Origin of the sequence: Roseateles sp. (assembly GCF_039595295.1) — a bacterium.
In the GTDB taxonomy this organism is placed as follows: domain Bacteria; phylum Pseudomonadota; class Gammaproteobacteria; order Burkholderiales; family Burkholderiaceae_C; genus Roseateles.
The window spans coordinates 138,293-162,446 of sequence record NZ_JBCNLU010000002.1; the positions used below are offsets into that span (position 1 = coordinate 138,293).

The following is a 24,154-nucleotide window of genomic DNA, read 5'->3' on the forward strand; positions in this document are numbered from 1 at the left end:
TCAGCAGGATTCCAGTCGACAGCCCCGGATGAGAGTCGATGGGTGACTGAAGTCGGGGGCGAGGGGGTAAGGCCCGGTGGGCGTCGTCGCCGCTAGCTCGCCGACGCGGACGTCGAAGCATCCGCCGCCGGCGTGCTCTGCCGATGTCCGGCCGCCGCCTTGTAGCGCTTCACGAAGGCGTCGACCTCCGCCGGATCGATGACGTCCTCCAGCTTCCCGAAGCCCTGGGGCGCGCGCTCCTCGACCATGTCGAGGATGTAGTCGAGCCCCTCTTGACGATTGAGCTCCACGATACGCGCGCACATCGGACGGCGCTCAGCCTCATAGTTCGCGAGCGCCGCCTCCACGCGACGTTCCTCGCGGAAGGCCTTCGCGATCGCGCTGGCATCGAGGATCGCCTGCGTCGCGCCATTCGATCCGATCGGATACATCGGGTGCGCCGCGTCGCCCAGCAGCGTGATGCGGCCGTGGCGCCAGCGCGGCAGCGGATCGCGGTCGACCATGGGCCACTCCAGCAGTTGCGTCGCCTCGCGGATCACGCCGGGCACGTCCAGCCACGGGAAGCGCCAGTCGCCGAAGGTCGGCATCAGATCGTCGATCGAGCCCGCCTTGTTCCAGTCCTCGCGACCGGGCGCCGTGAGGCCGCCGCCCAGGCCGTCCTCGCGCAGCCGACGGTCGCAGATCCAGTTGATCAGCTGCAGCCCGTCCGGTCGCGGCGGCGCGATCGGATAGACCACGAACTTCGCGCGCCGGTGACCCGCCTGCACCATCGTGCGGCCGTCCAGGAAGGGCTTGGCCAGCGAGGTGCCGCGCCACATCATCATCCCGTTCCAGCGCGGCGCGCCCTCGTCCGGATAGAGCTGACGACGGATCGTCGAATGGATGCCGTCCGCCGCGATCAGCACGCCCGCGCGCCGCTCGACCGAGCGTCCGTCCGATGTCGTGAGCTGCGCGACGACCTCGTCGCCATCGAGCTTCGCGCCGGTGATGCGCTCGCCCAGGATCATGCGATCGGTGCCCAGTCGCGCGACCGCCTCGCGCCACAGCATCAGCTGCAGCTCGCCGCGATGCACGCTGAACTGCGGATGGCTGTAGCCGCCGGCCAGGCCGCGCACGTCCTCGTAGATGGTCTGTCCATGCCGGTTGGCGAAGACCAGCGCCGAGGTCGGCACCGCCATCGCCTGAAGCGAGGGCAGCAGACCGAGTTCGTCCAGCACCGCCACCGCATGCGGCAGCAGATTGATGCCCACGCCCAGCGGCTTGAGCTCGGCGGTGGCCTCGCAGACGGTGACGCGGTGGCCGTCGCGGTGCAGCGCGAGCGCGGCGGCCAGGCCGCCGATGCCGCCGCCGGCGATCAGGATGTCCAGGGGCATGGGTGTCTCCAAAGCGTTCTTCGATTGCCGCGGATCTTGCGCCCACGGTCCGTTCGGGTGGGGCAGGGTAAGCGAGATAGTTGCACTGCGCAACAGAACCTAAGCTCGACACGATGAGCCGATCCGCGACCGTCAAGCTCGTTCCCGAGCCGCCCGAAGCCCCGTTGCTGCCCGTCCCCGGACTGGACTACGGCGTGCTGGACGAGCTGCTCGGCTACGCGCTGCGCCGCGCGCAGAACGCGCTCTATCTGGATTTCCATCGGGCCACCGCCGAGCTCGACGTCAGCCCGCAGCGCTTCGCGGCGTTGGTGCTGGTCGGGCGCAACCCCGGCATGCGCCAAGGGCTGCTCGCGCAGGCGATGGGCCTGCACCGCAGCGGCGCGCTGCGCCTGACCGACTGGCTCACGGGTCGCGGCTGGGTCGAGCGTCGCGACGATGCCGAGGACGCCCGCAGCTGGGGTCTGCATCTGACGGCGCAGGGCAAGCGCAAGTTGGCGGTGCTGGAGCGGCGCGTCCGCGCGCACGACCAGGGATTGATGAGCGGCCTGGGCGACAGCGCCGCGCGCCTGAAGGCGGATCTGGAGCGCCTCGCGGCCGTCGCGGCGGCAGCCGCCGCGGCGATCGACACGACGCAGTAGGCAGTTGGCAGTGACGCTCGGTGATGGCGAGTCGGCGCAAGCCGGTGCCCTCTGAGCGATTTGCGGAGAACGCGTCGCTGTGCGGCGCGGGCGGCGCGTATGAGCGAAGGGGGCACCGGCTTGCGCCGACGTGCTCGGTCGACGACAGCAGAAGTCGGAAAACAACCCGTCAGAACGGGACAACAGGAGACAAGCGATGACCCGAAACGGAGTGAGCAGGCGCGACGCCTGCGTGCTGGTGGCGACCGGACTGACCGGCGCGAGCGGCGCCTTGCGTGCGCAGACGGCGGCGATGCCGCGCATCCTGGTGGGCTTCCCGGCGGGCGGCTCGGTCGATGTGAGCGCGCGCCGCGTGGCCGAGGCCTGGCGAGGACGCCTGGCGGAGACGGTGCTGGTCGAGCAGCGCGTCGGCGCGGGCGGCCGGCTCGCCATCACGGCGCTCAAGGATGCGCCGCCCGACGGTGGCACGCTGCTGATGAGCCCCTCTTCGATGTTCACCATCTATCCGCATGTCTATCGGAAGCTGGCCTACAAGCCGGACACCGACGCGATCGCGGTATCCCCGATCGCCAACGCGACCTGCGGCTTCGGCGTGGGCCCGATGGTGCCGGCCTCGGTCAAGACCTTGAGCGACTTCGTCGCCTGGGCCAAGGCGCATCCCGAGCAGTCGGCCTATGCGACGCCCGCCGCCGGCGCGATGCCGCACTTCCTGGGCGACCAGTTCAAGCGCGCCGCCGGCATCACGCTCACGCATGTGCCGTACCGCGGCGCCGCGCCGGGTCTGCAGGACCTGATGGGCGGGCAGATCGCCTCGGGCTGCTTCATCCTGGGCGACTTCCTCCCGCATCTGCCCGGCGGCCGCCTGCGCATCCTGGGCGTCACCGACCACGAGCGCTCGCGCTTCGCACCGGAGGTTCCGACCTTCGCCGAGCAGGGCTTCAAGGGAATCATCGGCGTCGAGACCTACGGCCTGTTCCTGCCGCCGAAGACGCCTGCGTCCATCGTGGACAAGATGTCGGACCTGGTGCGCGTGGCGCTGCGCGAGAAGCAGGTCGTCGAAGGCCTGGCCAAGCTGGGCTTCGAGCCGCTGGCGATGACGCCCGCCGACTACGCCCGGCGCCTGGCCGCCGAGCGCGTGCAATGGGGCCCCATCGTGCAAGCCTCGGGCTTCTCGTCCGACGACTGATCGCGCCCTTCTTATTCCCTCGCTTCCTACTCCCTCTCCCGCTTGCGGGAGAGGGCAGGGGAGAGGGTCTTCCTCCCGCCTACCGCTAAGGCCCCCGATGCAGCCGCCTCCAAGCCAGCAGCGCCAGCGGGACCGCCAGCAGCGACAGCCCCAGACTCACCCCGCCTGCGCTGCTCCACCCCCAGCGCTCCACCACCGCCCCCACCAACGGCGGCCCCATCAACGCCCCCGACGCCCCGAACTGCGTCAATCGCCCGCTCGCCAGCGAGAGCCTCTCCGGCGAGCCCGCCGCCAACGGCAGCAGCGCGAACACCAGACTCGGGAACACCCCCGAGCACAGGTTGATCGCCACCGCCAACGGCGCCTGCATCTCCGACGCGCCGCCATCGCGCATCACGCCCAGGAAACACAGCCCCGACAGCAGCAGCGACAGCCCCATCGCCACTGCGATCGTCGACGAACGCGCGCCATGCCGTCGCAGCAACCAAGCGCCGAGTGCGCTCGCGGGCACGTTGGCAAGCGCCGCGACCGCCGTCCAGCTGCCCGCCGCGCCCAAGGACATGCCGCCCTGCGTGAGCAGACTCGGCAGCAGCGCCAGCAGGCCCACCTCCGCGATCGCATACGCGCCGAAGGCCGCGACCAGCGCCCACAGCAGCACCCCAGTACGGCCGGGATGACGATGCTCATCGGCAAGCGCGGCTTCATGGGCCGACGGAATGCGCCGCAGGCCCAGCCACAGCAGCACGCCGCCCGCGACGCTCAGAACCTGCGCCGTGCGCCACCCCATCACACCCGCCGCGTTCGCGTAGGTCCAAGCGCCGACCGCCATCCCCACCGGCACGAAGGTGCTCCACAAGGCCATCGCGGCGGCCTGTCGCCGCCCGTGCGCCGCGCGCGCGACCAGCACCGGCGCCGCGACGACGACCACCAGATAGCCCAGGCTCTCCAGCAGACGCGCCAGCGTGAGCGTCACCACGTCCTGCGCGAACGCTGCCGCGGCCGATCCGATGACCAGGCTGAGCACCGCCAGCGACAGCCCGCGCCGCAGGCCCAGCCGCGGCAACCAATACCCGGCGACGCCGCCCAGCGTCGCGCCGCAGACTTCCAGCAGCGAGGTCAGCGCGGCCATTGCCGCCAGACCGAGATGGAGCTCCCGCGAGATCAGCGGAGACAGCGCCGCGAACTTGCCCAACTGAGCCGCCGCGAACACGCCGCAGGCGTAGTACAGGAGAATCCTCACCTCGCGCCTCCCCGCTGCCTCATCGACCTCTCCGTCCCGCCATGAACGACGCTCCCTTGCTCTCCTGCGATGCCCGCCAGCTCGGCCGCAGCCTGCGGCTGTGGCGCAGCGTGCGGCGATTGAAGCAGGGCGCGGTGGCCGCCGAGCTGGGCGTTTCGCAGACGACGGTGTCGCGCTGGGAGTCCGGCGGCAGCGCACCGACCTTCGACGAACAGCAGGCGCTGCGCCGCCTCATGGCCGCGCGCCTGGACAGCGCCGCCGATTTCGAGCTCGGCCGCCTGGTCGAGCGCGCGCCCGTGCCGGTGCATCTGATCTGCGATCTGAGCCATCGGCTGCTGGCGATGTCCCAGGGCCGCGAGCGCCATTGCCGGTTGCCACGCTCGCAGCTGATCGGCCGCGCGCTGTGGTGCTACGCCACGCCGGAGATCGTCGCGCAGGAAGCGCAGCTCGATGCGCGGGGCTGGTATGAGCCCGCGCCCGACGCGATCGAGTTCGACACCGGCTCCGCCGTCGAGCAGGACATGCCCATCTGGTCGAGCCGGATGCGCTGGGTGCGGATCCAGCTGTCCGACGGGAGCTTCGTGCGGTTGTCGGAAACGCTGGGCGTGGACTGAGCACGCGCGCGGCTTTGGCGCGGAGGGCCGATGACACGGCCAATGACATGGCCGATGCGGGAGTGACGGGAGCATGCCCGTCACGCTAAGCGGCGAGGACGGCGGCGTCCATGAATAAAAGATTCGCGGGTTCGCCCCTCAGCGCGGCAGCAGGCGCAGCCGCAGGGGATGCTTCGGGCGCAAGGTGATGTTGAGCACCGGCTCGGGCGGCGCCTTGCCGGGTACCCGCGCGAGGCGGTGCCGCTGCAGCACCATCGCCGCGACCAGCGTGATCTCGTTCAGCGCGAAGTGGCTGCCCAGGCAGACCCGCGGGCCGGCGCCGAAAGGCATCCAGGCGCCGCGCGGAATCTCCGCGTGACCGCTGGCCGGATCGAAGCGCTCGGGGCGGAAGTCCTCGGCATCCTCGAACCAGCGCGGGTCGCGTTGCATCACCCAGGGCGTGATGCGCAGCATCGTGCCGGGCTGGAGCTTGAAGCCGGCGATGTCCAGCTCGGTCGTCGCCTGGCGCGAGAACAGCGCCGGCGCCGCCGGATACAGCCGCAGCACTTCCTTGATGCACAGGCTCAGCCAGGGCATCCGGGTCAGGTCCGCCGCCGTGGGCGCGCGATCGCCCAGGACGGCGTCGACCTCTTCCGCCGCCCGGCGCTGAGCCTGCGGATGCGCGGCCATGCACCAGCCCCACCAGGTCAGCGCGGCGGCGCTGGTCTCGTGCCCGGCCAGGAAGGCGGTCATGCATTCGTCGCGGATGGCGGTGTCGTCCAACCCGCGGCCGTCCTCGTCGCGCAGCGACATCAGCAGCGCCAGCAGATCGCCCGGCCCGGCGTGCGCCGAGACGCTCCTGCTCGCTCCCGCCCCCATGCCGCGCCGCTGCGCCACGTGGCCGCGGATCAGTCCGTCCAGCGCCTTCAACGCGCGCCGCTTGCCCGCCTTCCACGGCGCCCACAGCGGCGCGCTGACGGGGACGTACATCTCGCCCATCGCGACGCGGCCCAGCTCATGGACCGCCCAGGCCGCTTCGACCGAGGCGGCATCGGCGTCGCCGCCATCAGGGCTCGTCGTGGAGAACAGCGTCCGCAGGATCACGTCCATGGTGAGCAGCGTCATCAGCTGCTCGAAGTCGACGTCCACCGGTTGGCGGCCCACGACGGCGACGCGCCCCAGCGCGCGCTCGGACGCCTCGACCATCAGCGGGACGAAGCCCTGCACCCGCTGAGGCGAGAACCCCGGCTGCAGCAGCTTGCGCTGGCGCTGCCAGGCCGGTCCCTCGGCCACCAGCACGCTCTGGCCGTGCGCGTCGGCGAAGACCCGCGTCGCGCGCTCCCAGCGGATCATCCCGTCGTGCGCGGCGATGAGCAGCTCCCGCACCTGGTCGGGGTGGAAGAAGTTGACGTCGTCCAGCCCCAGCAGGCGCTGATGCACGACGTCGCCGTAGCGCTGCCGCAGGCGCTGCATGTGGCCCAGGTAGTCGCGCCGCATGGATAGGACTTCGGGCAGGCCGGCCCAGCGGGGACGGGGGCCGGGGAGGTTACCGGAGAGGGCAAGGACGTGGCTCATGGTGTCGCATCGTGGCCGGCGTCTGGCGTGCTGTCTTGAATCGAAGCGACATCGCGGGGTTTCGCGTCGCGCCCTCGCGTGCGAGGCCGCGTCCCGCCTAGACTGCGGCGCCATGGACGCCCCTTTGCATCCCGACACCGTCGCCCGGCTGCGCGTGCCCTCGCTCGCGCTGGACGGCTGCGTCTACGCCTACCTCTGGCGCGATCTGAGCGCCGCGGCCGACATCAGCGACGAGCAGCTCACCACCTGGTTTCCCGCCACGCCGCTGTGCGGCATGAGCTGGGCCTTGAGCGGCCAGGTGCGGGAGCTCGCGCCCGACGGCACGCCCGGCGATTGGCTGCCGGCCGGGTTGGTCGGCGGACCGCGCAGCGGGCCCAAGCGCTTCCGCTCGACGCGTGGGGGCCGCGCGTTCATGGTCGCGATCCGGCCCGAGGCCTTCCAGGCGATGACCGGCGTCGACCTGAGCGCGCTCAAGGACCGGATGCTGGGCTTGTCCGAGGTCGTCGACGATCCGGACTGGCGTGCCTTCGATCGGGCGATGCAAGCCGCACGCGATGAGCATGAAGCCCAGCGCTTGTTCGAGGCCTTCCTGTTGCCGCGCTGGCGCGAGGCCAGCCGGCGGATGGCGGAGGAGCCGGACGCCGCGGCCGTGGCCCCGCGCGGCTACAGCGGCTGGATGCAGCATCTGGCGATGCGCGCGGTCGCCGCCGGCCACGGTCGCAGCGTCCGGCAGGCCGAACGCCGCATCAAGCAATGGAGCGGACAAAGCCTGCGCGCGCTGCGTCTGGTCAGCCGCGCCGAGGCGGCCTTCAAGTCGGTGCGCCGCCAGGAGGAGAGCGCCGAGACGATTCTGTGGAGCGCGCTGGCGCACGACAACGGCTACGCCGACCAGGCGCACCTGTGCCGCGAGACGCGCCGCCTGAGCGGCTTCAGCCCCGAGGAGCTGCGCCGCCTGGTGTCCGAAAGCGAATCTTTCTGGGCCTACCGTGTCTGGGTTTGAGGGGACAATCCCGGGATGGCTGTCCTCTCCCTCACCAACGCCCACCTCGCTTTCGGTCACGTGCCGCTGCTCGACGGGGCCAATTTCTCCCTGGAAACCGGCGACCGCGTCGGCCTGATCGGTCGCAACGGCACGGGCAAGTCCTCGATGCTGAAGATCCTCGCCGGCATCGAGAAGCTCGACGACGGGCTGCTGCAGCTGGAGAAGGGCCTGACCACGGTCTACGTCCCGCAAGAGCCCGACCTGCGCCCCGAGGCGACGATCTTCGAGGTCGTCAGCGAGGGCGTCGCCGAGGCCAAGGCGCTGCGCGAGCGCTACGAGGCGCATGACGAGAACGACGACCTGGCCTGGGTCCAGGAGCGCATCGAGCAGATCGGCGCCTGGAACTGGGAACAGCGCGTCGACGAGACCCTGCACCGGCTGGAGCTGGACGGCAGCCGTCGGGTGGGCGAGCTCTCCGGCGGGCTGAAGAAGCGCGTGGCGCTGGCCCGCGCGCTGGTCGCGCAGCCCGACGTGCTGCTGCTGGACGAGCCCACCAACCACCTGGATCTGGACGCGATCCGCTGGCTGGAAGAACTGCTGAACGCCTTCAAGGGCTCGCTGCTGCTGATCACCCACGATCGCGCCTTCCTGGACAACGTCGCCAACCGCATCGTCGAACTCGACCGCGGCCAGCTGCGCGGCTACCCCGGCAACTTCGCCGCCTTCCAGGCCGCCAAGGCCTATGAACTCGAGAACGAAGCGCTGGCCAACGCCCGCTTCGACAAGCTGCTGGCGCAGGAAGAGGTCTGGATCCGCAAGGGCGTGGAAGCCCGCCGCACCCGCAGCGTCGCCCGCGTGCAGCGCCTGCACGAGATGCGCGCCGATCGCGCCGCGCGCCGCGACGTGCAGGGCAAGGTCCGGCTGGACGTGGCCACCGGCGAGTCCAGCGGCAAGATCGTCGCGGAGCTGGAGAACGTCTCCAAGCGCTTCGGCGACCGCGTCATCGTCGACGGCTTCAGCGGCACCATCCTGCGCGGCGACAAGGTCGGCCTGATCGGCCCGAACGGCGCGGGCAAGACCACGCTGCTCAAGATGATCCTGGGCGAGCTGCCTCCCGATTCCGGCGAGGTGCGCCTGGGCACGAAGATGACCGTCGCCTACTTCGATCAGATGCGCGACGCGCTCAATCTGAGCGCCACGCTGGCCGACACGATCAGCCCGGGCAGCGAGTGGATCGAGATCGGCAACCAGCGCAAGCACGTCAAGAGCTACCTGAGCGACTTCCTGTTCTCGCCCGCGCGGGCCGAGTCGCCCGTGTCCAGCCTGTCCGGCGGCGAGCGCAACCGGCTGCTGCTGGCCCGACTGTTCGCGCGCCCGGCCAACGTGCTGGTGCTGGACGAGCCGACCAACGACCTGGACATCGAGACGCTGGAACTGCTGGAAGAGCTGCTGGCCGAGTACGACGGCACGGTCTTCCTGGTCAGCCATGACCGGCGCTTCCTGGACAACGTCGTGACCTCGACCATCGTCAGCGAAGGCGCGGGCCAGTGGCGCGAGTACGAGGGCGACATCGAGGACTGGCTGCAGCAGTCCAAGCGCGCGGCCGAGATCAAGGCGCGCCAGGCCCCGGCCCCGGTGGCCGCGCCCGCGCCGGCGCCCGCTCCGGCCGCTGCGCCGGTGGTCGCGACCAAGCGCAAGCTCAGCTACAAGGAACAGCGCGAGCTCGACGAACTGCCCGGCAAGATCGCCGCGCTGGAGACCGAGCAGAAGCACCTGAACGCGCTGCTCAACGGCAGCGAGCTCTACACGCAGGGCGCGGCGAGGATCTCCGAGGTGACGCAGCGCGCCGGCGAGATCGACGAGGAGCTGCTCGCGCTGATGGAGCGGTGGGAGGTGCTTGAGGCGAAGTGACGGCGCCCGCCGAACGGCTTTTGCACGAAGCAAACTCATCGGCCCTCTTCCACTCCAAGAGGGTTCGTCATGTGGACTTCAGTTCGTAGGGATGCGTCGGCCTCGGTCGAAGGCTCTGATCCGATCGGCGGCGCGATGACCGCTCCGGCCGGCATGCCGCCCGCCACGGTCCGCATGATGTCCGCGAACGTGTTGTCGATCGCTAATGGGCGGCACGATCAATGCGTCGATGACGCCGTTCATGTCCGCCTGGATGACGCGCTGATGACGGCGCCGATCCGGCTCTCCGGTCGATGGCGATGGGTCGAGATGACGAATGCGCGGATCATCGGCCCGACTGTGGACGGGCCGATGGTCGAATGCGCCGCGCTGCGCATGCGAAGCGCTCATCTGGTGGGGGACGTGCGCTGCGATGACCTGCAGCTATGTCCGAACTCCACGATCCGTGGAAACGTGTCTGTGGCGGAGAGCCCCTGCTCCTTCAGCATGGAGGGCAAGATCGACGGTGAGCTCTCGCACTTTGGCAATGACACGATCGACGGCCAGGTCCGGACGCTCAAGCTGCTCCAACGGGGAAGCTCGCCTTTCCCCGTTTATCTGGGGCCCCGGGCGGTCGTCGGGACACTGATCGCGCCTGCGGGCGCCATTGTCGGCATGCACCCACAGGCGCAGTTGGACAGCTGTCCCGCAGGCGTGCGCATCATGAGCCTCGACAAAGCCAGGCGCGAGTTCGACCGGCTGTTTCCGCCTCAACCCGAGGCGGAATGAGGGTCTTGATCAGGCGCGCACGACCAGGTCCCCCAGACCCGCATAGCGCGCCGTCACCATCGCCCCCTTGGCCAGCTTCGTCGCCACGCGCCACGACCCCGTCGTCACCACGCTGCCCGCCGGCACGGTCAGGCCGGTGCGGGTGGCTGTCTTCAGCCAGCCGGCCATCACCCAGGCCGGATCGTTCAGCCCGTGACCGCCCACGCCGCCCATCGGCGGCTGGTCGCCCACGATCAGCTCGCAGGGCTGATTCGCCCAGTCGTGTCCGGGCTTCCAGGCCTGCCACGGGCCCAGCGCGAGCGCCCCATGCGTCTGCGCATCGGCCAGACGCAGCAGGTTGTCGGTGGCCAGACCGTCCTTCCAGCGCGAGCCCAGCCACTCGATGGCCACGCACATCGCGGCGATCAGGTGTTCGGCCTGGCCAGGCACCAGCGTGGCAGCCATCTCGGGCGTGACGTCCTCAGCCAGTCGCAGCGCGATTTCCGCTTCGGCGCCGATCAGCGTCAGATCGCCGAAGTCCCCGCCGTTGCGCAGGCCGCGAACTTCCCGCGTGCGCAGCGGTGGCAGCGGCGAAGAGCCCAGCGCGCCGTCCCGCGACGAGCCGCCGACCTTCCAGACCTGCGGCCGGCCGGGGGCGAGCCAATCCAGGCGCTGGGCCAGCACGGCTTGGGCTTCATAGGCGGCGGCTTCGTCGTGCAGCGACCAGTCGGCCGCGTCCAGCAGTTGATCCGATTGCCAGGCCTGCGCGAGCGCATCGCCCAAGGCGGCGGGAGAGGAGTGGGTGGTGGCGTTCATGGCCGCCGACTGTAGCCTCGCGAGACTCCGCCAGCGTGCCGCGGGCTTGCGCCACCGCCCGACGACGCGATCCTGGCGGCGGTCAGCGCCGCGTCGCCTCGCGCACCTGATCCCGGGTCTTCTCCAAGGCCTGCCAGAACTTGGGGTCCTGCGAGGTCGCGAAGTTGATCCGCATCAGCGTGCCCGGCGTGCGCGTCGGGCTGAACAGGATGCCCGGCGCGATCAGCCAGCCCTGGTCCATCATCATCGGGGCCAGCCGCTCGGTGTCCACGCCCACCTCGACCCAGCCGAACAGCCCCGCAGGGGTCGAGACGAAGCGGCAGCCCGCTGCTTCGGCCAGGCGCACGCAGCGCTGGCGCGCGGCCTCGAGTCGCGATCCGATGCGCTCGGCGTGCTTGCGCAGCAGCCCCTGCTCCAGGCACAAGGCGACCGCGCGGTCCATCAGCGGACTGGTCGTGAGCGAGGCCACCAGCTTGAGCTCCGTCAGCCGCGCCATGCGGTCCGGGCTGGCCGCGACGAAGCCCACCCGCCAGGCCGGCGACAGCATCTTCGAGAAGCCCGAGACGTAGATCGTGCGCCGCAGCTGGTCGAGCGCCGCCAGGCGCGGCGCGTGATTCGGCGCGAACAGGGCGTAGGTATCGTCCTCGACGATCAGCAGATCGTGCTCGTGCGCCAGCTGCAGCACCTGGTGCGCGTGCGCCAGGTCCAGCGTCGCGCCGGTCGGGTTGTGCAGCACCGACACCGTCACGTACATGCGCGGCCGGTGCTCCTCGATCAGGCGGCGCATGACCGCGATGTCGGGGCCGTGCGCGCCGCGCGGCACCGGCAGCAGGCGCATGCCGGCCTGCGACAGCCGGGCGTACTCGATCGCCCAGCCCGGGTCGTCCACCAGCACCGCGTCGCCCGGCGACAGGAAGGAGCGGGTGATCAGGTCCAGCCCGTGTGTCGCGCCGACGGTGCTCATGATCTGCTCGGGTCCGGCCTGGACGGCGATGTCCAGCAGCCGCCGCGACAGCGCGCGGCGCAGACGTTCGTCGCCCAGCGGCTCACCGTAGCCGGACAGCAGCGCGTCGTCGGCCTGTGCGGCCAGGCGGCGCAGCGTCGATTGCAGCAGCGCCAGATCCAGCCACTCGGCCGGCAGCGTGCCCAGGCCGGGCGAGCGCCGCGCGTCCGCCTGGAACATGCCGCGGATCAGCGCGCTGGCGTCCACGGGCGGCGGCAGTGGCGCCGGCGCCTCGGTCGGGGCGAAGGGCGTGCGTGTCGGCAGGGCGCGGGTTTCGCGAACGAAAAACCCTCGCTTCTTGCGCGCCTCCAACAAGCCCTGCGCGAGCAGCTGGTCATAGGCCGCCACCACCGTGTACGGGCTGACGCCGTGATGGCGCGCGCAGTCCCGCACCGAGGGCAGCCGCGCGCCCGGCAGCAGCAGCCGCTGCTGGATGCGCGCCGCGAAGCGCTGGGCCAGCTGCTGCGCCAGCGGCTGGCTGGCATTGCGCGAAAGGACGACCGGCGCGACATTGGCGCTTGAGGGTGCGCTCAGGCCGGCGCTGGCTGTGCTGGTGTCCATGCCGATACAGATGATGCGGTGGTATGGCGCAGTGTATTGGTTCTGTGCTGGTCGAGGCACTAGACTGGGTCGCTCAACCGGAGACATCCCCCATGAACCGCAGTCCTTGGACCCAGGCCCGCCGCGCCGCGCGCATGAATCCGTCCATCATCCGAGAGATCCTGAAGGTCACCGAAAAGCCCGGCATCCTGTCGATGGCCGGCGGCCTGCCCAGCGCCGACACTTTCCCGGTCGAGGCCATCCAGGCCGCCTGCGACCGGGTGTTGACGAACAACGCCAAGGAAGCGCTGCAGTACGCCGCCAGCGAGGGCTTCGCGCCGCTGCGCGAATGGGTGGCGGCCAAGGTCGCGTCGCTGGGCATCAAGGCCCAGCCGGATCAGGTGCTGATCACCAGCGGTTCCCAGCAGGGCCTCGACCTGGTCGGCAAGCTGCTGTGCGACGCCGGCGCGCCGGTCGCCGTCGAGACCCCGACCTATCTGGGCGCACTGCAGGCCTTCACCCCCTATGAGCCCATCTTCGCCAGCCTGGCCAGCGACGACCAGGGCCCGCTCCCCTCCGCGATCGCCGCGCTGCCGCACGACGCGCCGGGTACCCGCTTCGCCTATCTGCTCCCGAATTATCAGAACCCCACCGGCCGCGTGATGAGCCGTGAGCGCCGCGAGGCCGTCATGGCCGCGGCCCGCCAGGCCAACGTGCCGGTCGTGGAGGACAACCCCTACGGCGACCTGTGGTTCGACGAGGCGCCGCCCGCCGCGCTGAGCTCCCACTGGCCCGAGGGCAGCATCTATCTGGGTTCGTTCTCCAAGGTGCTGACGCCCGGCTTCCGCCTGGGCTACATCGTCGCCCCGACCGAGATCTACCCCAAGCTGCTGCAGGCCAAGCAGGCGGCCGACCTGCACACCCCGGGGTTCAACCAGCGCGTGGTCTACGAGGTCATCAAGAACGGCTTCCTGGACGAGCACGTGCCCAAGATCCGCGCCCGCTACAAGGCCAATCGCGATGCGATGGCCGCCGCGCTGCGCGACTTCCTGCCTGCCGGCTGCGAATGGCAGAAGCCCGAGGGCGGCATGTTCTTCTGGATCCGACTGCCCGAGGGCCTGGACGCGATGGCGCTGCTGCCCCGCGCCGTCGATGCCGGCATCGCTTACGTGCCGGGCGCCGCGTTCTACGCGCACCAGCCCGATCCGCGCACGCTGCGGCTCTCGTTCGTCACGCTCACGCCGGACCTGATCACCGAGGGCGTCGAGAAGCTGGGCCGCATGCTGCACGAGGCGCTCGCCCAGACCGCCGAGACGACGCCCTGAGCGTCGGCGACTCACCGCCCGCCGGCGAGTCGCCTCTCGGTTCGCCACCGCACATCCGGCCGCCTGTCACCGTCGTGTCAGGCGGCCCGGGTGAACTTCGTCCCTACGTTTCGAGGTCCTCCATGTCCCAGTCGTCCGAATTGCGCCGCTTTGTCCAAGTGGATGTCTTTACCCCGCAGGCCTTGAAGGGCAATCCACTGGCGGTCGTCATCGACGGCGCCGGGCTGGACGAGGCCACGATGGCGGCCTTCGCCCGGTGGACAAATCTGTCGGAGACGACCTTCCTGCTGCCGCCGACGGATCCCGCGGCGGACTACCGGGTCCGCATCTTCACGCCGGGCGGCGAGCTTCCGTTTGCCGGTCATCCGACGCTGGGCTCGGCGCATGCCTGGTTGAGCAGCGGCGGTGATCCGAAGAAGCCCGGCGAGGTCGTCCAGGAATGCGCGATCGGGCTGGTGCGCATCCGCCGCGACGGCTCGCGTCTGGCCTTCGCCGCGCCGCCGCTGCGACGCGAGGGGCCGGTCGAGCCCGAACTGCGCGCGCAGGCGGTCAAGGCGCTGGGCATCGCGGATTCGGACCTGCTCGATCTGGTGTGGGTCGACAACGGGCCGCAGTGGATGGCGGCGCGATTGAGCTCGGCCGAGGCGGTGCTGCGGTTACAACCGGATTTCGTGTCAATGGCGGGACTCAAATTGGGCGTCGTGGGCGCTTATCCTGCGGGCTCGCCGCAGCAATTCGAGGTCCGGGCCTTCGTGCCCGGCCTGGGCGTTCCGGAAGACCCGGTCACGGGCAGCCTGAACGCGGGTCTGGCACTATGGCTGCAAGGCGCCGGACTGGCGCCCGACCGCTATGTGGCCTCCCAGGGCACGGCCATGGGGCGCGCCGGCAGGGTCCATGTGGCCCGCGAGGAGGGGCATTGCTGGATTGGCGGCGATGTCGCGCCATTGATTCACGGACAGGTGAGGTTGTGAGGCCATGAACATGGAAGTCGATCATCTCGTTGTCGCCGCGAACACGCTGGAAGAGGGCCGCGCCTGGTGCGAACAGGTCCTGGGTGTCGCCCCTCAACCCGGCGGACGCCATGCGTTGATGAGCACGCACAACCTGCTGCTCAACATCAGCGCGCCCCCGACCTATCCGCGCTGCTACCTCGAGATCATCGCCATCGATCCCGAGGCGCCCGATCCTGGCCGCCCACGTTGGTTCGACCTCGATCAGCCCGCCGTGCGCGAGCGGCTCAAGGACGGTCCCGCGCTGCTGCACTGGGTCGCGCGGGTGCCGAGTCTGGATGCGACGCTGGCGATCTGGAAAGGCGAGGGCATCGAGGCCGGCGAGGCCGTCGAAGCCGCCCGCGGCGACCTGGCCTGGCGCATCGCGCTGCGCGAGGACGGCCGCCGTCTGCGCAAGGAAGGCCTGCCGGTGCCGATCGAATGGAAGGGCAGCGCCCATCCGACCGACAAGCTCCCCGAGAGCGGCGTGCAGCTGCTGGGCTTCGAGGCCCGCGACGGGCTGCGGGCGCAGCTCGCTACACCCAAGGGGACGGTGGAGCTGGAGGCGATCGAAGGGACCTTGTCCGATGCGCCGACGCAGTCCGGCGACCTCGAGGACGTTCTGCCCTGATGAGCACGCTGGATCTGTTCCGCGAAGACGCGCAGCTGCGCGAATGCGGCGCGACGCTGCTGCGCGTCGACGAGCGCGGTCTGCTGCTGGACCGCACGGTGTTCTATCCGCAAGGCGGCGGTCAGGCGGGTGACGCGGGCACGCTGACGCTGGCCGACGGCCGGGAGATCCGCATCGTCGACACCCGCAAGGGCGAGGGCGGCGAGATCCTCCATCTGACCGAGCCCGAGCAGTCGCTGGCCGGCATCGACGCCGGAACGCCGGTGACGGCCCGCATCGATTGGGGGCGTCGTCATGCCCACATGCGTTTCCACACCGCGACGCATTTGCTGTGCGCGCTGGTGCCGCATCCGGTGGACGGATGCTCGATCACGGCGAGCTATGCGCGACTGGACTTTCACATGACCGACGCGCTCGACAAGGACGCGCTGACGGCCGGCATCGCGCGTCTGGTGGCGGAGGCGCATCCGGTCGGCCACAGCTGGATCAGCGATGAGGAGCTCGACGCGAATCCGGGTCTGGTCCGCAGCATGAGCGTGCAGCCGCCGCGCGGCAGCGGCCGCGTGCGCCTGCTCAAGATCGATGAGGTCGACCTGCAGCCTTGCGGCGGCACGCATGTCGCCAACACCGCCGAGATCGGCGCCGTGGTGGTGACCAAGATCGAGAAGAAGTCGGCCAAGACGCGCCGCGTCGTGCTGGGCTTTGCGTCATGAGCGCGCTGCGCGTGCTCGGCCGCGCCGGGTCCATCAACGTGCGCAAGGTGCTGTGGACCGGCGTCGAGCTGGGCCTGGAGATCGAGCGCGAGGACGTCGACGTCAAGGCGGAGGCTTTCCGGCTGCTGAATCCCAACGCGATGATGCCGGTGCTGATCGACACAGCCGAAGGCCTCGCCGGCGCGACCGGCGTGCCTTTCTCGATGTGGGAGAGCAACAGCATCTGCCGCTACCTCGCGCATCGCGAGGGCCGCATCGATCTGCTGCCCGACGAGCCGCATCGGCGGGCGCTGGTCGAGATGTGGATGGACTGGCAGGGTGGCGAGCTCAACAACAGCTGGCGCTACGCCTTCATGGGGCTGGTGCGCAAGAGCGCCCTGCATCAGGACGCCGCACAGATCGAGGCCGGTATCGCGGCCTGGAACCGCCACATGGCGATACTGGAGGGACAGCTGGCCGCGTCGGGCGGGCCCTTCGTGCTGGGCGCGAGCTTCACTGTGGCAGACGTGGTGCTGGGCTTGGCGACGCATCGCTGGCGCGCCGCGCCCATTGCGCACGCCGCGCTGCCACGGGTCGAGGACTATTACCAGCGTCTGCTGGAGCGTCCCGGTTTCGTCCTGCACGGGCGTGACGCGGGGCCCTGACTCCCATCGGGTGCTTTCGCTACACTCGCCCGGGTGGAAACCCCTGAGATACGACTGATCAGCCCCGATTCGCCCCTGTTGTGGGAAGAAGCGCGGCTGATCATGCGCGAATACGCGCAGACCCTGGACATCGACCTCGATTTCCAGAACTTCGAGCAGGAGCTCAGCTCGCTGCCCGGCGAGTACGCGGCGCCCCAGGGCGGCTTGCTGCTCGCGCTCATCGACGGACAGGTCGCCGGCTGCGGCGGCTTCCGGCCGATCGCCGACTCCGACTACGCGAACGCCTGCGAGATGAAGCGACTCTTCATCCGTCCGGCCTTCCGCCGCTTCGGACTGGGTCGCACGATGGCGCAGGCGCTGATCGACGCGGCGACCAGCGCGGGCTACTCCACCATGTTGCTGGACACGCTGGACGACATGGAAGCCGCGCGTGGGCTCTACGAGCATCTCGGCTTCGTCGAGATCCCGCCGTACTACTTCAATCCCATCCCCGGCGCCCATTACCTGAAGGTGGATCTGGCCTGAGGGCCAGGTCTTGCAGGTTTCGCCAAGTTACGGACATAGCATCGGGGCATGTCGCATACGCCCTCTCCGACGCCGTCCGCGGTGCCGTCGTCCTCGTCCGCAGCCGCCGACGAGCGCTTCTTCCAGCTGGAGCCCGCGTCGCTGACCCCGGCGCTGCTGGGCGAGTCGCCGTTCTGGCACCCGGTGGAGCAGCGGCTCTACTACCTGGACATTCCCGGCAAGGCGCTGCTGCGTCTGGACACCGGCGCGACCGAGCCGCGTCGTTGGGCGCTCACCGACGAGCCGGGCTGTGTCGTCCCACTGGAAGAGGGCGGGCTGTTGATTGCCCAGCGAGACGGTCTATGGCGCTTCGACCCCGAGCGGATGGATGCCGGAGATGCGAACGGCTATCAGCGCCTGATCGATCCGCCCTACGACCCGAGCAAGCGTCGTTTCAATGACGGCAAAGCCGATGCGAAAGGCCGCCTGTGGGTCGGCACCATCGATGACGCGCGCCAGCCGGAGTCCGCGCTCTACTGCCTGCGCGACGGCCGCTTCGAGCAGGTCAAGGAGGGGATCACGGTCTCCAACGGCCTGGCCTGGAGTCCGGACGACCGGACGATGTATTGGTCCGACACCAAGGCCCATGAGATTTATCGGCTCGACTTCGATGTCGAAACCGGCGTGGTCGGGGAGCGACAGCTGTTCGCGCAGTTCGAGCGCCGCGGACCCGAGCAACCGCTCGAGACCTATGGCGGGCGGCCCGACGGGGCGGCGGTCGACGTTGAAGGCTGCTACTGGGTCGCGATGATGGAGGGGCAGCAGCTGCTGCGACTCTCGCCGTCGGGAGAGGTCTTGCAGCGCGTCGCGCTGCCGGTGCGTTGCTCGACGATGCCGACCTTCGGTGGTGCGGATCTGCGCACCCTTTTCGTCACCACCGCACGCGAAAAGCGCAGCGCCGAGGAGCTGGCCGCTCAGCCGCTCGCGGGTTGTGTGCTGCAGATGCGGGTGCCGGCGGCGGGGCTGCCGACGCGATTCGCGAAGATCGACGAGACCCTGGGGAAAACCCCTGTGACTTGAGGCATGGCCCGCCCGCGGAGGGCGGATCAGGGTCAGGTGTTGCGCGCCCACTGCGCGCGCGACCGACTTTACGCGCGCGGGTCCGATGGCCGGGAAGGCCGATGGACACGGGCTCTCGGGCCCTTATGCGTGGATCGCACAGCCTGTCAAGTCGAGCCGGAAGGGCCGACGGCGGGGTCTGTTAAGGGTCTGTAAGGGCAAAGCACCTATAATCTCGTGGTTTTGCCGACCGCACCTCGCAGCCGTGACTCCCGATCCCGCGCGCGCCTCCGCGCCGCAAGCCGCCACGACGTCAGACGTTCAAGTGAACGCTCAGCGCCCCGCAGGCCAGGATCCCTGGGACGACCGGATCGACGCAGATGCGGACGGCGAACAGGCTTTCAAGCCCCTGTCTCGAGAAGAGGCGCAGGACTTGAGGGCCCGGCAGCCGGCGGTGTCGGCCTGGACCTTGTTGTCCTGGCAGGCGGTGGCGGGTGTCGCGATGGTCGCGCTGTGGGGTCTGCTGTCCCTACAAGCCGACAAAGCCCTGTCGGCGCTCTTCGGCGCCGGCGCGGTGGTGGTGCCCGGCGCGTTGATGGCGTGGGGCATGACCCGGCGAACGGCGATGAATGGCGGCACGGCGGTGCTCTCGTTCATGGTCTGGGAGCTGATCAAGATCATTCTGGCGGTCGCCATCCTGGTGGCGGTCGCCGTGGGGTTCTCGTCCTTGAGTTGGCCAGCCATGCTGTCGACCCTGGTCGTGACCCTGAAGGCAAATTGGCTGGCCCTGCTTCGGCAGGGTCGAATCAGAAAATAAGCATCGGAAAGCAACCATGGCAGCAGAAGGACACGCGCCGACCTCGGGTGAATACATCACCCACCATTTGCAGCACTGGCAAAAGAACTTCCAGTTCGAGAACGTGAAGCAGACGAACATCGTCGACTTCAGCGTCTTCAACTTCGATTCGCTGCTGTACACGTCCGTCCTCGGCCTGCTGGTGGTGTTCTTCCTGTGGCGTGCCGCTCGCAAGGCTCATGCCGGCGTCCCGGGCCGCTTCCAGGCCGCCGTGGAAATCCTGGTCGAGATGGTCGACAACCAGGCCAAGGCGCTGATCCACAACGAGAAGAGCCGCCGCCTGGTGGGCCCGCTGGCCCTGACCGTGTTCGTGTGGATCTTCTTCATGAACGCCATGGACATGCTGCCCGTGGATGCGCTGCCGTCCGCCTGGACCGGCTACGTCGCCTCGACCGGCCACGATCCGCACCACGCCTACATGCGCGTCGTCCCCACCGCCGACCTGTCGACGACGCTGGGCATGTCCACGTTCGTGCTGCTGCTCTGCTTCTTCTACAACATCAAGATCAAGGGCCTGGGCGGCTGGGCGCATGAGCTGATCGCCGCTCCGTTCGGTGACCACTGGGCGCTGTGGCCCTTCAACTTCCTGATGCAGGTCATCGAGTTCATCGCCAAGACGGTGTCTCATGGCATGCGACTGTTCGGCAACATGTTCGCCGGCGAACTCGTGTTCATGCTGATCGCTCTGATGGGCGGCGGCTGGGCCCTGACCGGCACCGGCATCGGACTGGCCATCGGCCACGTCATCGCCGGCACGGTCTGGACGCTGTTCCACATCCTCGTGATCACGCTGCAGGCCTTCATCTTCATGATGCTGACGCTGATCTACCTGGGCCAGGCGCACGACGCGCACTGATCCGGACGGACAGCCTCGATCTCGTCCCTCTCGTTTTTCTTTCCCTTTTCTTTTATCTAACTCTCTCAGGAGCAAAACATGGAAAACATCCTCGGTCTGGTCGCTCTGGCTTGCGGCATCATCGTTGGTCTGGGCGCGATCGGCGCTTCCATCGGCATCGCGCTGATGGGCGGCAAGTTCCTGGAGTCCTCGGCCCGTCAACCCGAGCTGATGAACGAACTGCAAACCAAGATGTTCATTCTGGCCGGCCTGATCGACGCCGCCTTCCTGATCGGCGTCGCTATCGCTCTGCTGTTCGCCTTCGCCAATCCGTTCGTGCTGCGTTAATCCGCCACGCCCCTTTCACGTCTGAAAGGATCGTGCCGTGAATATCAACGCTAGCCTGTTCATTCAGTGGATCCCGTTCGCCATCCTCGTGTTCATCACGATGAAGTTCATCTGGCCGCCGATCGTGAAGGCGCTGGACGAGCGGGCCGACAAGATCAAGGCCGGACTGGCCGCCGCTGACCAGGCGAAGAGCCAACTGGCCGACGCCAACAAGAAGATCGACGAGCAACTGGCGCAGACCCGCAATGACTCGACGAAGCTGCTGTCCGACGCTGAAAAGCGCGGCGCCGCCATCGTCGACGAGGCGAAGAAGCGTGCGGAAGAGGAAGGCGCCAAGATCATCGCCGCTGCCAAGGCTGAAGCCGAGCAGCAGTCGGTGCGCGCCCGCGAGGCCCTGCGTGAGCAGGTCGCCGCGCTGGCCGTCAAGGGTGCTGAACAAATCCTGCAGCGCGAGGTCAATGCCGGCGTGCATGCCGAATTGCTGAACCGTCTCAAGACGGAGCTGTAATCATGGCTGAACTCGCAACCATTGCCCGTCCCTACGCCGAAGCGCTGTTCCAGGTCGCGTCCTCGCAGGACCTCAAGACCTGGAACGAGCAGCTCGCCGCGCTGGCGCTCGTCGCCAGCGACAGCCAACTGCGCCAGTTCGCCGAAGACCCCAAGGTGAGCACCGAACAGGTGTTCCAGGTGGTGTCCGCGGCGAGCAAGCAGTCGCTGCTGCCCGGCGTTCAGAACTTCCTGCGCGAGGTGATCGCCAACGGCCGCCTGTCGGTGCTGCCGGCGATGGTCCAGCAGTTCCACGAACTGGCCAATGCCGCGTCCGGCGTGTCCGATGCGCACATCTACAGCGCCTTCCCCATCGAGCCGGCTCAGCTGGCCGAGGTGGTCGCGTCGCTGGAGAAGCGCTTCGGTCGCAAGCTGCAAGCGCAGGTTGAGCTGGAGCCTGGCCTGATCGGCGGTATCCGTGTGGTGGTCGGCGACGAGGTGCTGGACACCTCGGTGAAGGCCCGCCTGGAACGCATGAAAGTGGCGCTGACCGCCTGAGGCCTCTGGCCTTCAGGTGCTCAGCCCGACTGCCAAAGATCCCCCCGATTCACCCTGGTGTCCCGCTACGGCGGGATGCCGCTGGGAGCAAGCAATGCAACTGAATCCCGCTGAAATTTCCGAACTGATCAAGAGCCGCATCGAAGGCCTTGGCGCCACGACCGACGTGCGCAACCAGGGCACCGTCGTGTCCGTCTCCGACGGCATCGTGCGCGTGCACGGCCTGTCCGACGTGATGCAAGGCGAGATGCTGGAATTCCCCGTCGCCCCGGACGGCTCGCAGACCTTCGGTCTGGCGCTGAACCTGGAGCGCGACTCCGTCGGCGCCGTGATCCTGGGCGGCTACGAGCACATCGTCGAAGGCGCCACCGTCAAGTGCACGGGCCGCATCCTGGAAGTGCCGGTCGGCCCCGAGCTGGTCGGCCGCGTCGTCAACGCGCTGGGTCAGCCGATCGACGGCAAGGGCCCGATCAACGCCAAGATGACCGACGTCATCGAGAAGGTCGCCCCGGGCGTGATCGCGCGTCAGTCCGTGGACCAGCCGGTCCAGACCGGTCTGAAGTCGATCGACTCGATGGTGCCTGTCGGCCGTGGCCAGCGCGAGCTGATCATCGGCGACCGCCAGACCGGCAAGACCGCCGTGGCGATCGACGCGATCATCAACCAGAAGGGTCAGAACATGACCTGCGTGTACGTCGCGATCGGCCAGAAGGCTTCGTCGATCAAGAACGTCGTGCGCGCCCTGGAAGCCGCCGGTGCGATGGAATACACCATCGTCGTGGCCGCCTCCGCTTCTGAATCCGCCGCGATGCAATACGTGTCGGCCTACTCGGGCTGCACGATGGGCGAGTACTTCCGCGACCGCGGCCAAGACGCGCTGATCGTGTACGACGACCTGTCCAAGCAGGCCGTCGCCTACCGTCAGGTCTCGCTGCTGCTGCGCCGTCCTCCGGGCCGCGAAGCCTTCCCCGGCGACGTGTTCTATCTCCACAGCCGCCTGCTGGAACGCGCCGCCCGCGTGAACGCCGAGTACGTCGAGGCTTTCACCAAGGGTGAAGTGAAGGGCAAGACCGGCTCGCTGACCGCGCTCCCGATCATCGAAACGCAAGCCGGCGACGTGTCCGCCTTCGTTCCGACGAACGTGATCTCGATCACCGACGGCCAGATCTTCCTGGAAACCAACCTGTTCAACGCCGGCATCCGTCCCGCGATCAACGCCGGTATCTCGGTGTCGCGCGTCGGTGGCGCTGCCCAGACCAAGCTGATCAAGTCGCTGTCCGGCGGTATCCGTACCGACCTGGCGCAGTACCGTGAGCTGGCCGCCTTCGCGCAGTTCGCCTCGGACCTGGACGCCGCGACCCGCAAGCAGCTGGACCGCGGTGCCCGCGTGACCGAGCTGCTGAAGCAGGCGCAGTACAGCCCGCTGCCGATCAGCCTGATGGGCGCGTCGCTGTACGCGGCCAACAAGGGCTTCATGGACGACATCGAGGTCAAGAAGGTCCTGGCCTTCGAGCACGGCCTGCACCAGTTCCTGAAGACCTCGCACGCGGCCCTGCTGTCCAAGCTGGAAAGCGACAAGGCCATGGACAAGGACGCCGAAGCTGAACTGAACGCCGCGATCACGTCGTTCAAGAAGTCCTTCGCCTAAAGCAACCATGACCGGGTCTCGCTGAAGTACTGGCAAGACCCGGCCCTCACAAGGAGAAATCATGGCAGCAGGCAAGGAAATTCGCGGCAAGATCAAGTCGGTCGAGAACACCAAGAAGATCACCAAGGCCATGGAAATGGTCGCCGCTTCGAAAATGCGCAAGGCGCAGGATCGGATGCGCGCGGCCCGTCCGTACGCGGAGAAGGTCGGCAACATCGCCGCCAATCTCTCGAAGGCCAATCCCGAGTACCGCCACCCCTTCATGGTGACGAATCCGGACGCCAAGGTGGCCGGCTTCGTGGTGGTCACGACGGACAAGGGTCTGTGCGGCGGCCTGAACACCAACCTGCTTCGCGCCGCGACCAACAAGCTCAAGGAGCTTGAGGCCGCCGGTCAGAAGTCGGAAGTGGTGGCGATCGGCAACAAGGGTCTGGGCTTCATGAACCGGATTGGCGCCAAGGTCGTCGCGCATGCGACGCAACTCGGCGACAGTCCCCAGCTGGAGAAGCTGGTCGGCCCGGTCAAGACGCTGCTCGACGCGTATGCCGAGGGCAAGCTGTCGGCGGTCTATCTCTGCTACACCCGCTTCGTCAACACGATGAAGCAGGAGCCGGTGGTGCAGCAATTGCTGCCGCTGACGGCCGAGTCGCTGGAGACGGATGCCGCGGGCCACGCGTGGGATTATCTGTACGAGCCCGACGCCCAGACGGTGATCAACGAGCTGTTGATTCGCTACACCGAGGCCCTGGTCTACCAGGCGGTCGCGGAGAACATGGCGTCCGAGCAATCGGCGCGCATGGTGGCGATGAAGGCCGCGACGGACAACGCCGGGACGCTGATCGGAGAGCTGAAGCTGGTCTACAACAAGACCCGCCAGGCCGCGATCACGAAGGAACTGTCGGAAATCGTCAGCGGCGCCGCCGCCATCAGCGGTTGATCCCGCGAGCGATCGCA

The 24,154-nt window shown here is 68.7% G+C and carries 25 protein-coding genes; 20 read left to right on the forward strand and 5 right to left on the reverse strand.

From position 1 onward, the window contains the following. Positions 1-92 precede the first annotated feature (92 nt). Positions 93-1,373: a flavin-dependent oxidoreductase gene (locus tag ABDW59_RS02625; protein ID WP_343627864.1), complete on the reverse strand. Its 1,281-nt coding sequence runs from the start codon at positions 1,371-1,373 to the stop codon at positions 93-95. A gap of 113 nt (positions 1,374-1,486) precedes the next feature. Here ABDW59_RS02625 and ABDW59_RS02630 point away from each other — a divergent pair, with 113 nt between their 5' ends. Continuing rightward, the gene (locus tag ABDW59_RS02630) at positions 1,487-2,011 is read left to right on the forward strand and encodes a MarR family transcriptional regulator (protein WP_343627865.1); all 525 of its coding nucleotides are present in this window, start codon (positions 1,487-1,489) and stop codon (positions 2,009-2,011) included. A gap of 196 nt (positions 2,012-2,207) precedes the next feature. Continuing rightward, positions 2,208-3,197: a Bug family tripartite tricarboxylate transporter substrate binding protein gene (locus ABDW59_RS02635; protein WP_343627866.1), complete on the forward strand. Its 990-nt coding sequence runs from the start codon at positions 2,208-2,210 to the stop codon at positions 3,195-3,197. A gap of 85 nt (positions 3,198-3,282) precedes the next feature. On the opposite strand, the gene ABDW59_RS02640 is transcribed toward ABDW59_RS02635, so the two are convergent. Then, complete coding sequence (locus ABDW59_RS02640) at positions 3,283-4,437, reverse strand: MFS transporter (protein ID WP_343627867.1); 1,155 nt, start codon at positions 4,435-4,437, stop codon at positions 3,283-3,285. Between the two features lie 41 nt (positions 4,438-4,478). On the opposite strand from ABDW59_RS02640, the gene ABDW59_RS02645 reads away from it, so the two are divergent. After that, positions 4,479-5,051 carry a helix-turn-helix transcriptional regulator gene (locus ABDW59_RS02645; protein WP_343627868.1) on the forward strand — a complete coding sequence of 191 codons (573 nt, stop codon included), beginning with the start codon at positions 4,479-4,481 and terminating at the stop codon, positions 5,049-5,051. Positions 5,052-5,189: 138 nt separating this feature from the next. Here the strand turns inward: ABDW59_RS02645 and ABDW59_RS02650 are convergent, their stop codons facing one another. Continuing rightward, complete coding sequence (locus tag ABDW59_RS02650; protein ID WP_343627869.1) at positions 5,190-6,605, reverse strand: cytochrome P450; 1,416 nt, start codon at positions 6,603-6,605, stop codon at positions 5,190-5,192. A 112-nt stretch (positions 6,606-6,717) separates the two neighbouring features. Between ABDW59_RS02650 and ABDW59_RS02655 the strand changes: the two genes are divergently transcribed. The 3 genes from ABDW59_RS02655 to ABDW59_RS02665 all read left to right on the forward strand — a co-directional run bounded on the left by ABDW59_RS02655 (position 6,718) and on the right by ABDW59_RS02665 (position 10,266). Further along, on the forward strand, positions 6,718-7,605 hold the full coding sequence (locus ABDW59_RS02655; RefSeq protein WP_343627870.1) for an AraC family transcriptional regulator: 888 nt from the start codon (positions 6,718-6,720) through the stop codon (positions 7,603-7,605). A 15-nt stretch (positions 7,606-7,620) separates the two neighbouring features. After that, positions 7,621-9,498, forward strand: coding sequence for an ATP-binding cassette domain-containing protein (locus ABDW59_RS02660; protein WP_343627871.1), 1,878 nt, complete (start codon positions 7,621-7,623; stop codon positions 9,496-9,498). Positions 9,499-9,567: 69 nt separating this feature from the next. Continuing rightward, positions 9,568-10,266: a hypothetical protein gene (locus ABDW59_RS02665; protein ID WP_343627872.1), complete on the forward strand. Its 699-nt coding sequence runs from the start codon at positions 9,568-9,570 to the stop codon at positions 10,264-10,266. 9 nt (positions 10,267-10,275) lie between these two features. Here the strand turns inward: ABDW59_RS02665 and ABDW59_RS02670 are convergent, their stop codons facing one another. Then, entirely contained in the window at positions 10,276-11,061 is a 786-nt protein-coding gene (locus ABDW59_RS02670; RefSeq protein WP_343627873.1) for a fumarylacetoacetate hydrolase family protein, read from the reverse strand. Positions 11,062-11,143: 82 nt separating this feature from the next. Then, positions 11,144-12,625 carry a PLP-dependent aminotransferase family protein gene (locus ABDW59_RS02675; RefSeq protein ID WP_343627874.1) on the reverse strand — a complete coding sequence of 494 codons (1,482 nt, stop codon included), beginning with the start codon at positions 12,623-12,625 and terminating at the stop codon, positions 11,144-11,146. A gap of 92 nt (positions 12,626-12,717) precedes the next feature. Between ABDW59_RS02675 and ABDW59_RS02680 the strand changes: the two genes are divergently transcribed. The 14 genes from ABDW59_RS02680 (at position 12,718) to atpG (ending at position 24,137) form a co-directional block, all read left to right on the forward strand. Continuing rightward, positions 12,718-13,929: a PLP-dependent aminotransferase family protein gene (locus tag ABDW59_RS02680; RefSeq protein WP_343627875.1), complete on the forward strand. Its 1,212-nt coding sequence runs from the start codon at positions 12,718-12,720 to the stop codon at positions 13,927-13,929. A 122-nt stretch (positions 13,930-14,051) separates the two neighbouring features. Beyond that, on the forward strand, positions 14,052-14,900 hold the full coding sequence (locus ABDW59_RS02685; RefSeq protein WP_343627876.1) for a PhzF family phenazine biosynthesis protein: 849 nt from the start codon (positions 14,052-14,054) through the stop codon (positions 14,898-14,900). A gap of 4 nt (positions 14,901-14,904) precedes the next feature. Continuing rightward, positions 14,905-15,549 carry a VOC family protein gene (locus ABDW59_RS02690; RefSeq protein ID WP_343627877.1) on the forward strand — a complete coding sequence of 215 codons (645 nt, stop codon included), beginning with the start codon at positions 14,905-14,907 and terminating at the stop codon, positions 15,547-15,549. Beyond that, a complete protein-coding gene (locus ABDW59_RS02695) occupies positions 15,549-16,262 on the forward strand; it encodes an alanyl-tRNA editing protein (protein WP_343627878.1) in 714 nt (237 codons plus the stop codon). The genes ABDW59_RS02690 and ABDW59_RS02695 overlap by 1 nt, the downstream gene beginning before the upstream one ends. After that, positions 16,259-16,906 carry a glutathione S-transferase C-terminal domain-containing protein gene (locus ABDW59_RS02700; protein WP_343627880.1) on the forward strand — a complete coding sequence of 216 codons (648 nt, stop codon included), beginning with the start codon at positions 16,259-16,261 and terminating at the stop codon, positions 16,904-16,906. Before ABDW59_RS02695 ends, ABDW59_RS02700 begins: the two co-directional genes overlap by 4 nt. 33 nt (positions 16,907-16,939) lie before the next feature. Continuing rightward, on the forward strand, positions 16,940-17,431 hold the full coding sequence (locus ABDW59_RS02705; RefSeq protein WP_343627881.1) for a GNAT family N-acetyltransferase: 492 nt from the start codon (positions 16,940-16,942) through the stop codon (positions 17,429-17,431). Between the two features lie 48 nt (positions 17,432-17,479). Beyond that, positions 17,480-18,490 (forward strand): SMP-30/gluconolactonase/LRE family protein, encoded by a 1,011-nt coding sequence (locus tag ABDW59_RS02710; RefSeq protein WP_343627882.1) that lies wholly within the window; start codon positions 17,480-17,482, stop codon positions 18,488-18,490. Positions 18,491-18,734: 244 nt separating this feature from the next. Beyond that, positions 18,735-19,286, forward strand: a complete 552-nt coding sequence (locus tag ABDW59_RS02715; RefSeq protein WP_343627884.1) for an ATP synthase subunit I — start codon at positions 18,735-18,737, stop codon at positions 19,284-19,286. 16 nt (positions 19,287-19,302) lie between these two features. Further along, positions 19,303-20,181 carry a F0F1 ATP synthase subunit A gene (gene atpB / locus ABDW59_RS02720; protein ID WP_343627885.1) on the forward strand — a complete coding sequence of 293 codons (879 nt, stop codon included), beginning with the start codon at positions 19,303-19,305 and terminating at the stop codon, positions 20,179-20,181. Between the two features lie 78 nt (positions 20,182-20,259). After that, the gene (atpE, locus tag ABDW59_RS02725) at positions 20,260-20,508 is read left to right on the forward strand and encodes a F0F1 ATP synthase subunit C (RefSeq protein WP_058933479.1); all 249 of its coding nucleotides are present in this window, start codon (positions 20,260-20,262) and stop codon (positions 20,506-20,508) included. 37 nt (positions 20,509-20,545) lie between these two features. Continuing rightward, a complete protein-coding gene (locus tag ABDW59_RS02730; RefSeq protein WP_343627889.1) occupies positions 20,546-21,016 on the forward strand; it encodes a F0F1 ATP synthase subunit B in 471 nt (156 codons plus the stop codon). A gap of 2 nt (positions 21,017-21,018) precedes the next feature. Then, positions 21,019-21,552 carry a F0F1 ATP synthase subunit delta gene (locus ABDW59_RS02735; RefSeq protein WP_343627890.1) on the forward strand — a complete coding sequence of 178 codons (534 nt, stop codon included), beginning with the start codon at positions 21,019-21,021 and terminating at the stop codon, positions 21,550-21,552. A 94-nt stretch (positions 21,553-21,646) separates the two neighbouring features. Beyond that, positions 21,647-23,200 (forward strand): F0F1 ATP synthase subunit alpha, encoded by a 1,554-nt coding sequence (gene atpA, locus ABDW59_RS02740; protein ID WP_343627891.1) that lies wholly within the window; start codon positions 21,647-21,649, stop codon positions 23,198-23,200. 61 nt (positions 23,201-23,261) lie between these two features. Next, on the forward strand, positions 23,262-24,137 hold the full coding sequence (gene atpG / locus ABDW59_RS02745) for a F0F1 ATP synthase subunit gamma (RefSeq protein ID WP_343627892.1): 876 nt from the start codon (positions 23,262-23,264) through the stop codon (positions 24,135-24,137). Positions 24,138-24,154 lie beyond the last annotated feature (17 nt).

Bases quoted from the DNA above. Each gene is read 5' to 3' on its own strand.
- ABDW59_RS02625 (WP_343627864.1), bottom strand. From the start codon at position 1,373: ATGCCCCTGGACATCCTGATCGCCGGCGGCGGCATCGGCGGCCTGGCC.
- ABDW59_RS02630 (WP_343627865.1), top strand. From the start codon at position 1,487: ATGAGCCGATCCGCGACCGTCAAGCTCGTTCCCGAGCCGCCCGAAGCC.
- ABDW59_RS02635 (WP_343627866.1), top strand. From the start codon at position 2,208: ATGACCCGAAACGGAGTGAGCAGGCGCGACGCCTGCGTGCTGGTGGCG.
- ABDW59_RS02645 (WP_343627868.1), top strand. From the start codon at position 4,479: ATGAACGACGCTCCCTTGCTCTCCTGCGATGCCCGCCAGCTCGGCCGC.
- ABDW59_RS02650 (WP_343627869.1), bottom strand. From the start codon at position 6,605: ATGAGCCACGTCCTTGCCCTCTCCGGTAACCTCCCCGGCCCCCGTCCC.
- ABDW59_RS02655 (WP_343627870.1), top strand. From the start codon at position 6,718: ATGGACGCCCCTTTGCATCCCGACACCGTCGCCCGGCTGCGCGTGCCC.
- ABDW59_RS02660 (WP_343627871.1), top strand. From the start codon at position 7,621: ATGGCTGTCCTCTCCCTCACCAACGCCCACCTCGCTTTCGGTCACGTG.
- ABDW59_RS02665 (WP_343627872.1), top strand. From the start codon at position 9,568: ATGTGGACTTCAGTTCGTAGGGATGCGTCGGCCTCGGTCGAAGGCTCT.
- ABDW59_RS02670 (WP_343627873.1), bottom strand. From the start codon at position 11,061: ATGAACGCCACCACCCACTCCTCTCCCGCCGCCTTGGGCGATGCGCTC.
- ABDW59_RS02675 (WP_343627874.1), bottom strand. From the start codon at position 12,625: ATGGACACCAGCACAGCCAGCGCCGGCCTGAGCGCACCCTCAAGCGCC.
- ABDW59_RS02680 (WP_343627875.1), top strand. From the start codon at position 12,718: ATGAACCGCAGTCCTTGGACCCAGGCCCGCCGCGCCGCGCGCATGAAT.
- ABDW59_RS02685 (WP_343627876.1), top strand. From the start codon at position 14,052: ATGTCCCAGTCGTCCGAATTGCGCCGCTTTGTCCAAGTGGATGTCTTT.
- ABDW59_RS02690 (WP_343627877.1), top strand. From the start codon at position 14,905: ATGAACATGGAAGTCGATCATCTCGTTGTCGCCGCGAACACGCTGGAA.
- ABDW59_RS02695 (WP_343627878.1), top strand. From the start codon at position 15,549: ATGAGCACGCTGGATCTGTTCCGCGAAGACGCGCAGCTGCGCGAATGC.
- ABDW59_RS02700 (WP_343627880.1), top strand. From the start codon at position 16,259: ATGAGCGCGCTGCGCGTGCTCGGCCGCGCCGGGTCCATCAACGTGCGC.
- ABDW59_RS02710 (WP_343627882.1), top strand. From the start codon at position 17,480: ATGTCGCATACGCCCTCTCCGACGCCGTCCGCGGTGCCGTCGTCCTCG.
- atpB (WP_343627885.1), top strand. From the start codon at position 19,303: ATGGCAGCAGAAGGACACGCGCCGACCTCGGGTGAATACATCACCCAC.
- atpE (WP_058933479.1), top strand. From the start codon at position 20,260: ATGGAAAACATCCTCGGTCTGGTCGCTCTGGCTTGCGGCATCATCGTT.
- ABDW59_RS02735 (WP_343627890.1), top strand. From the start codon at position 21,019: ATGGCTGAACTCGCAACCATTGCCCGTCCCTACGCCGAAGCGCTGTTC.
- atpA (WP_343627891.1), top strand. From the start codon at position 21,647: ATGCAACTGAATCCCGCTGAAATTTCCGAACTGATCAAGAGCCGCATC.
- atpG (WP_343627892.1), top strand. From the start codon at position 23,262: ATGGCAGCAGGCAAGGAAATTCGCGGCAAGATCAAGTCGGTCGAGAAC.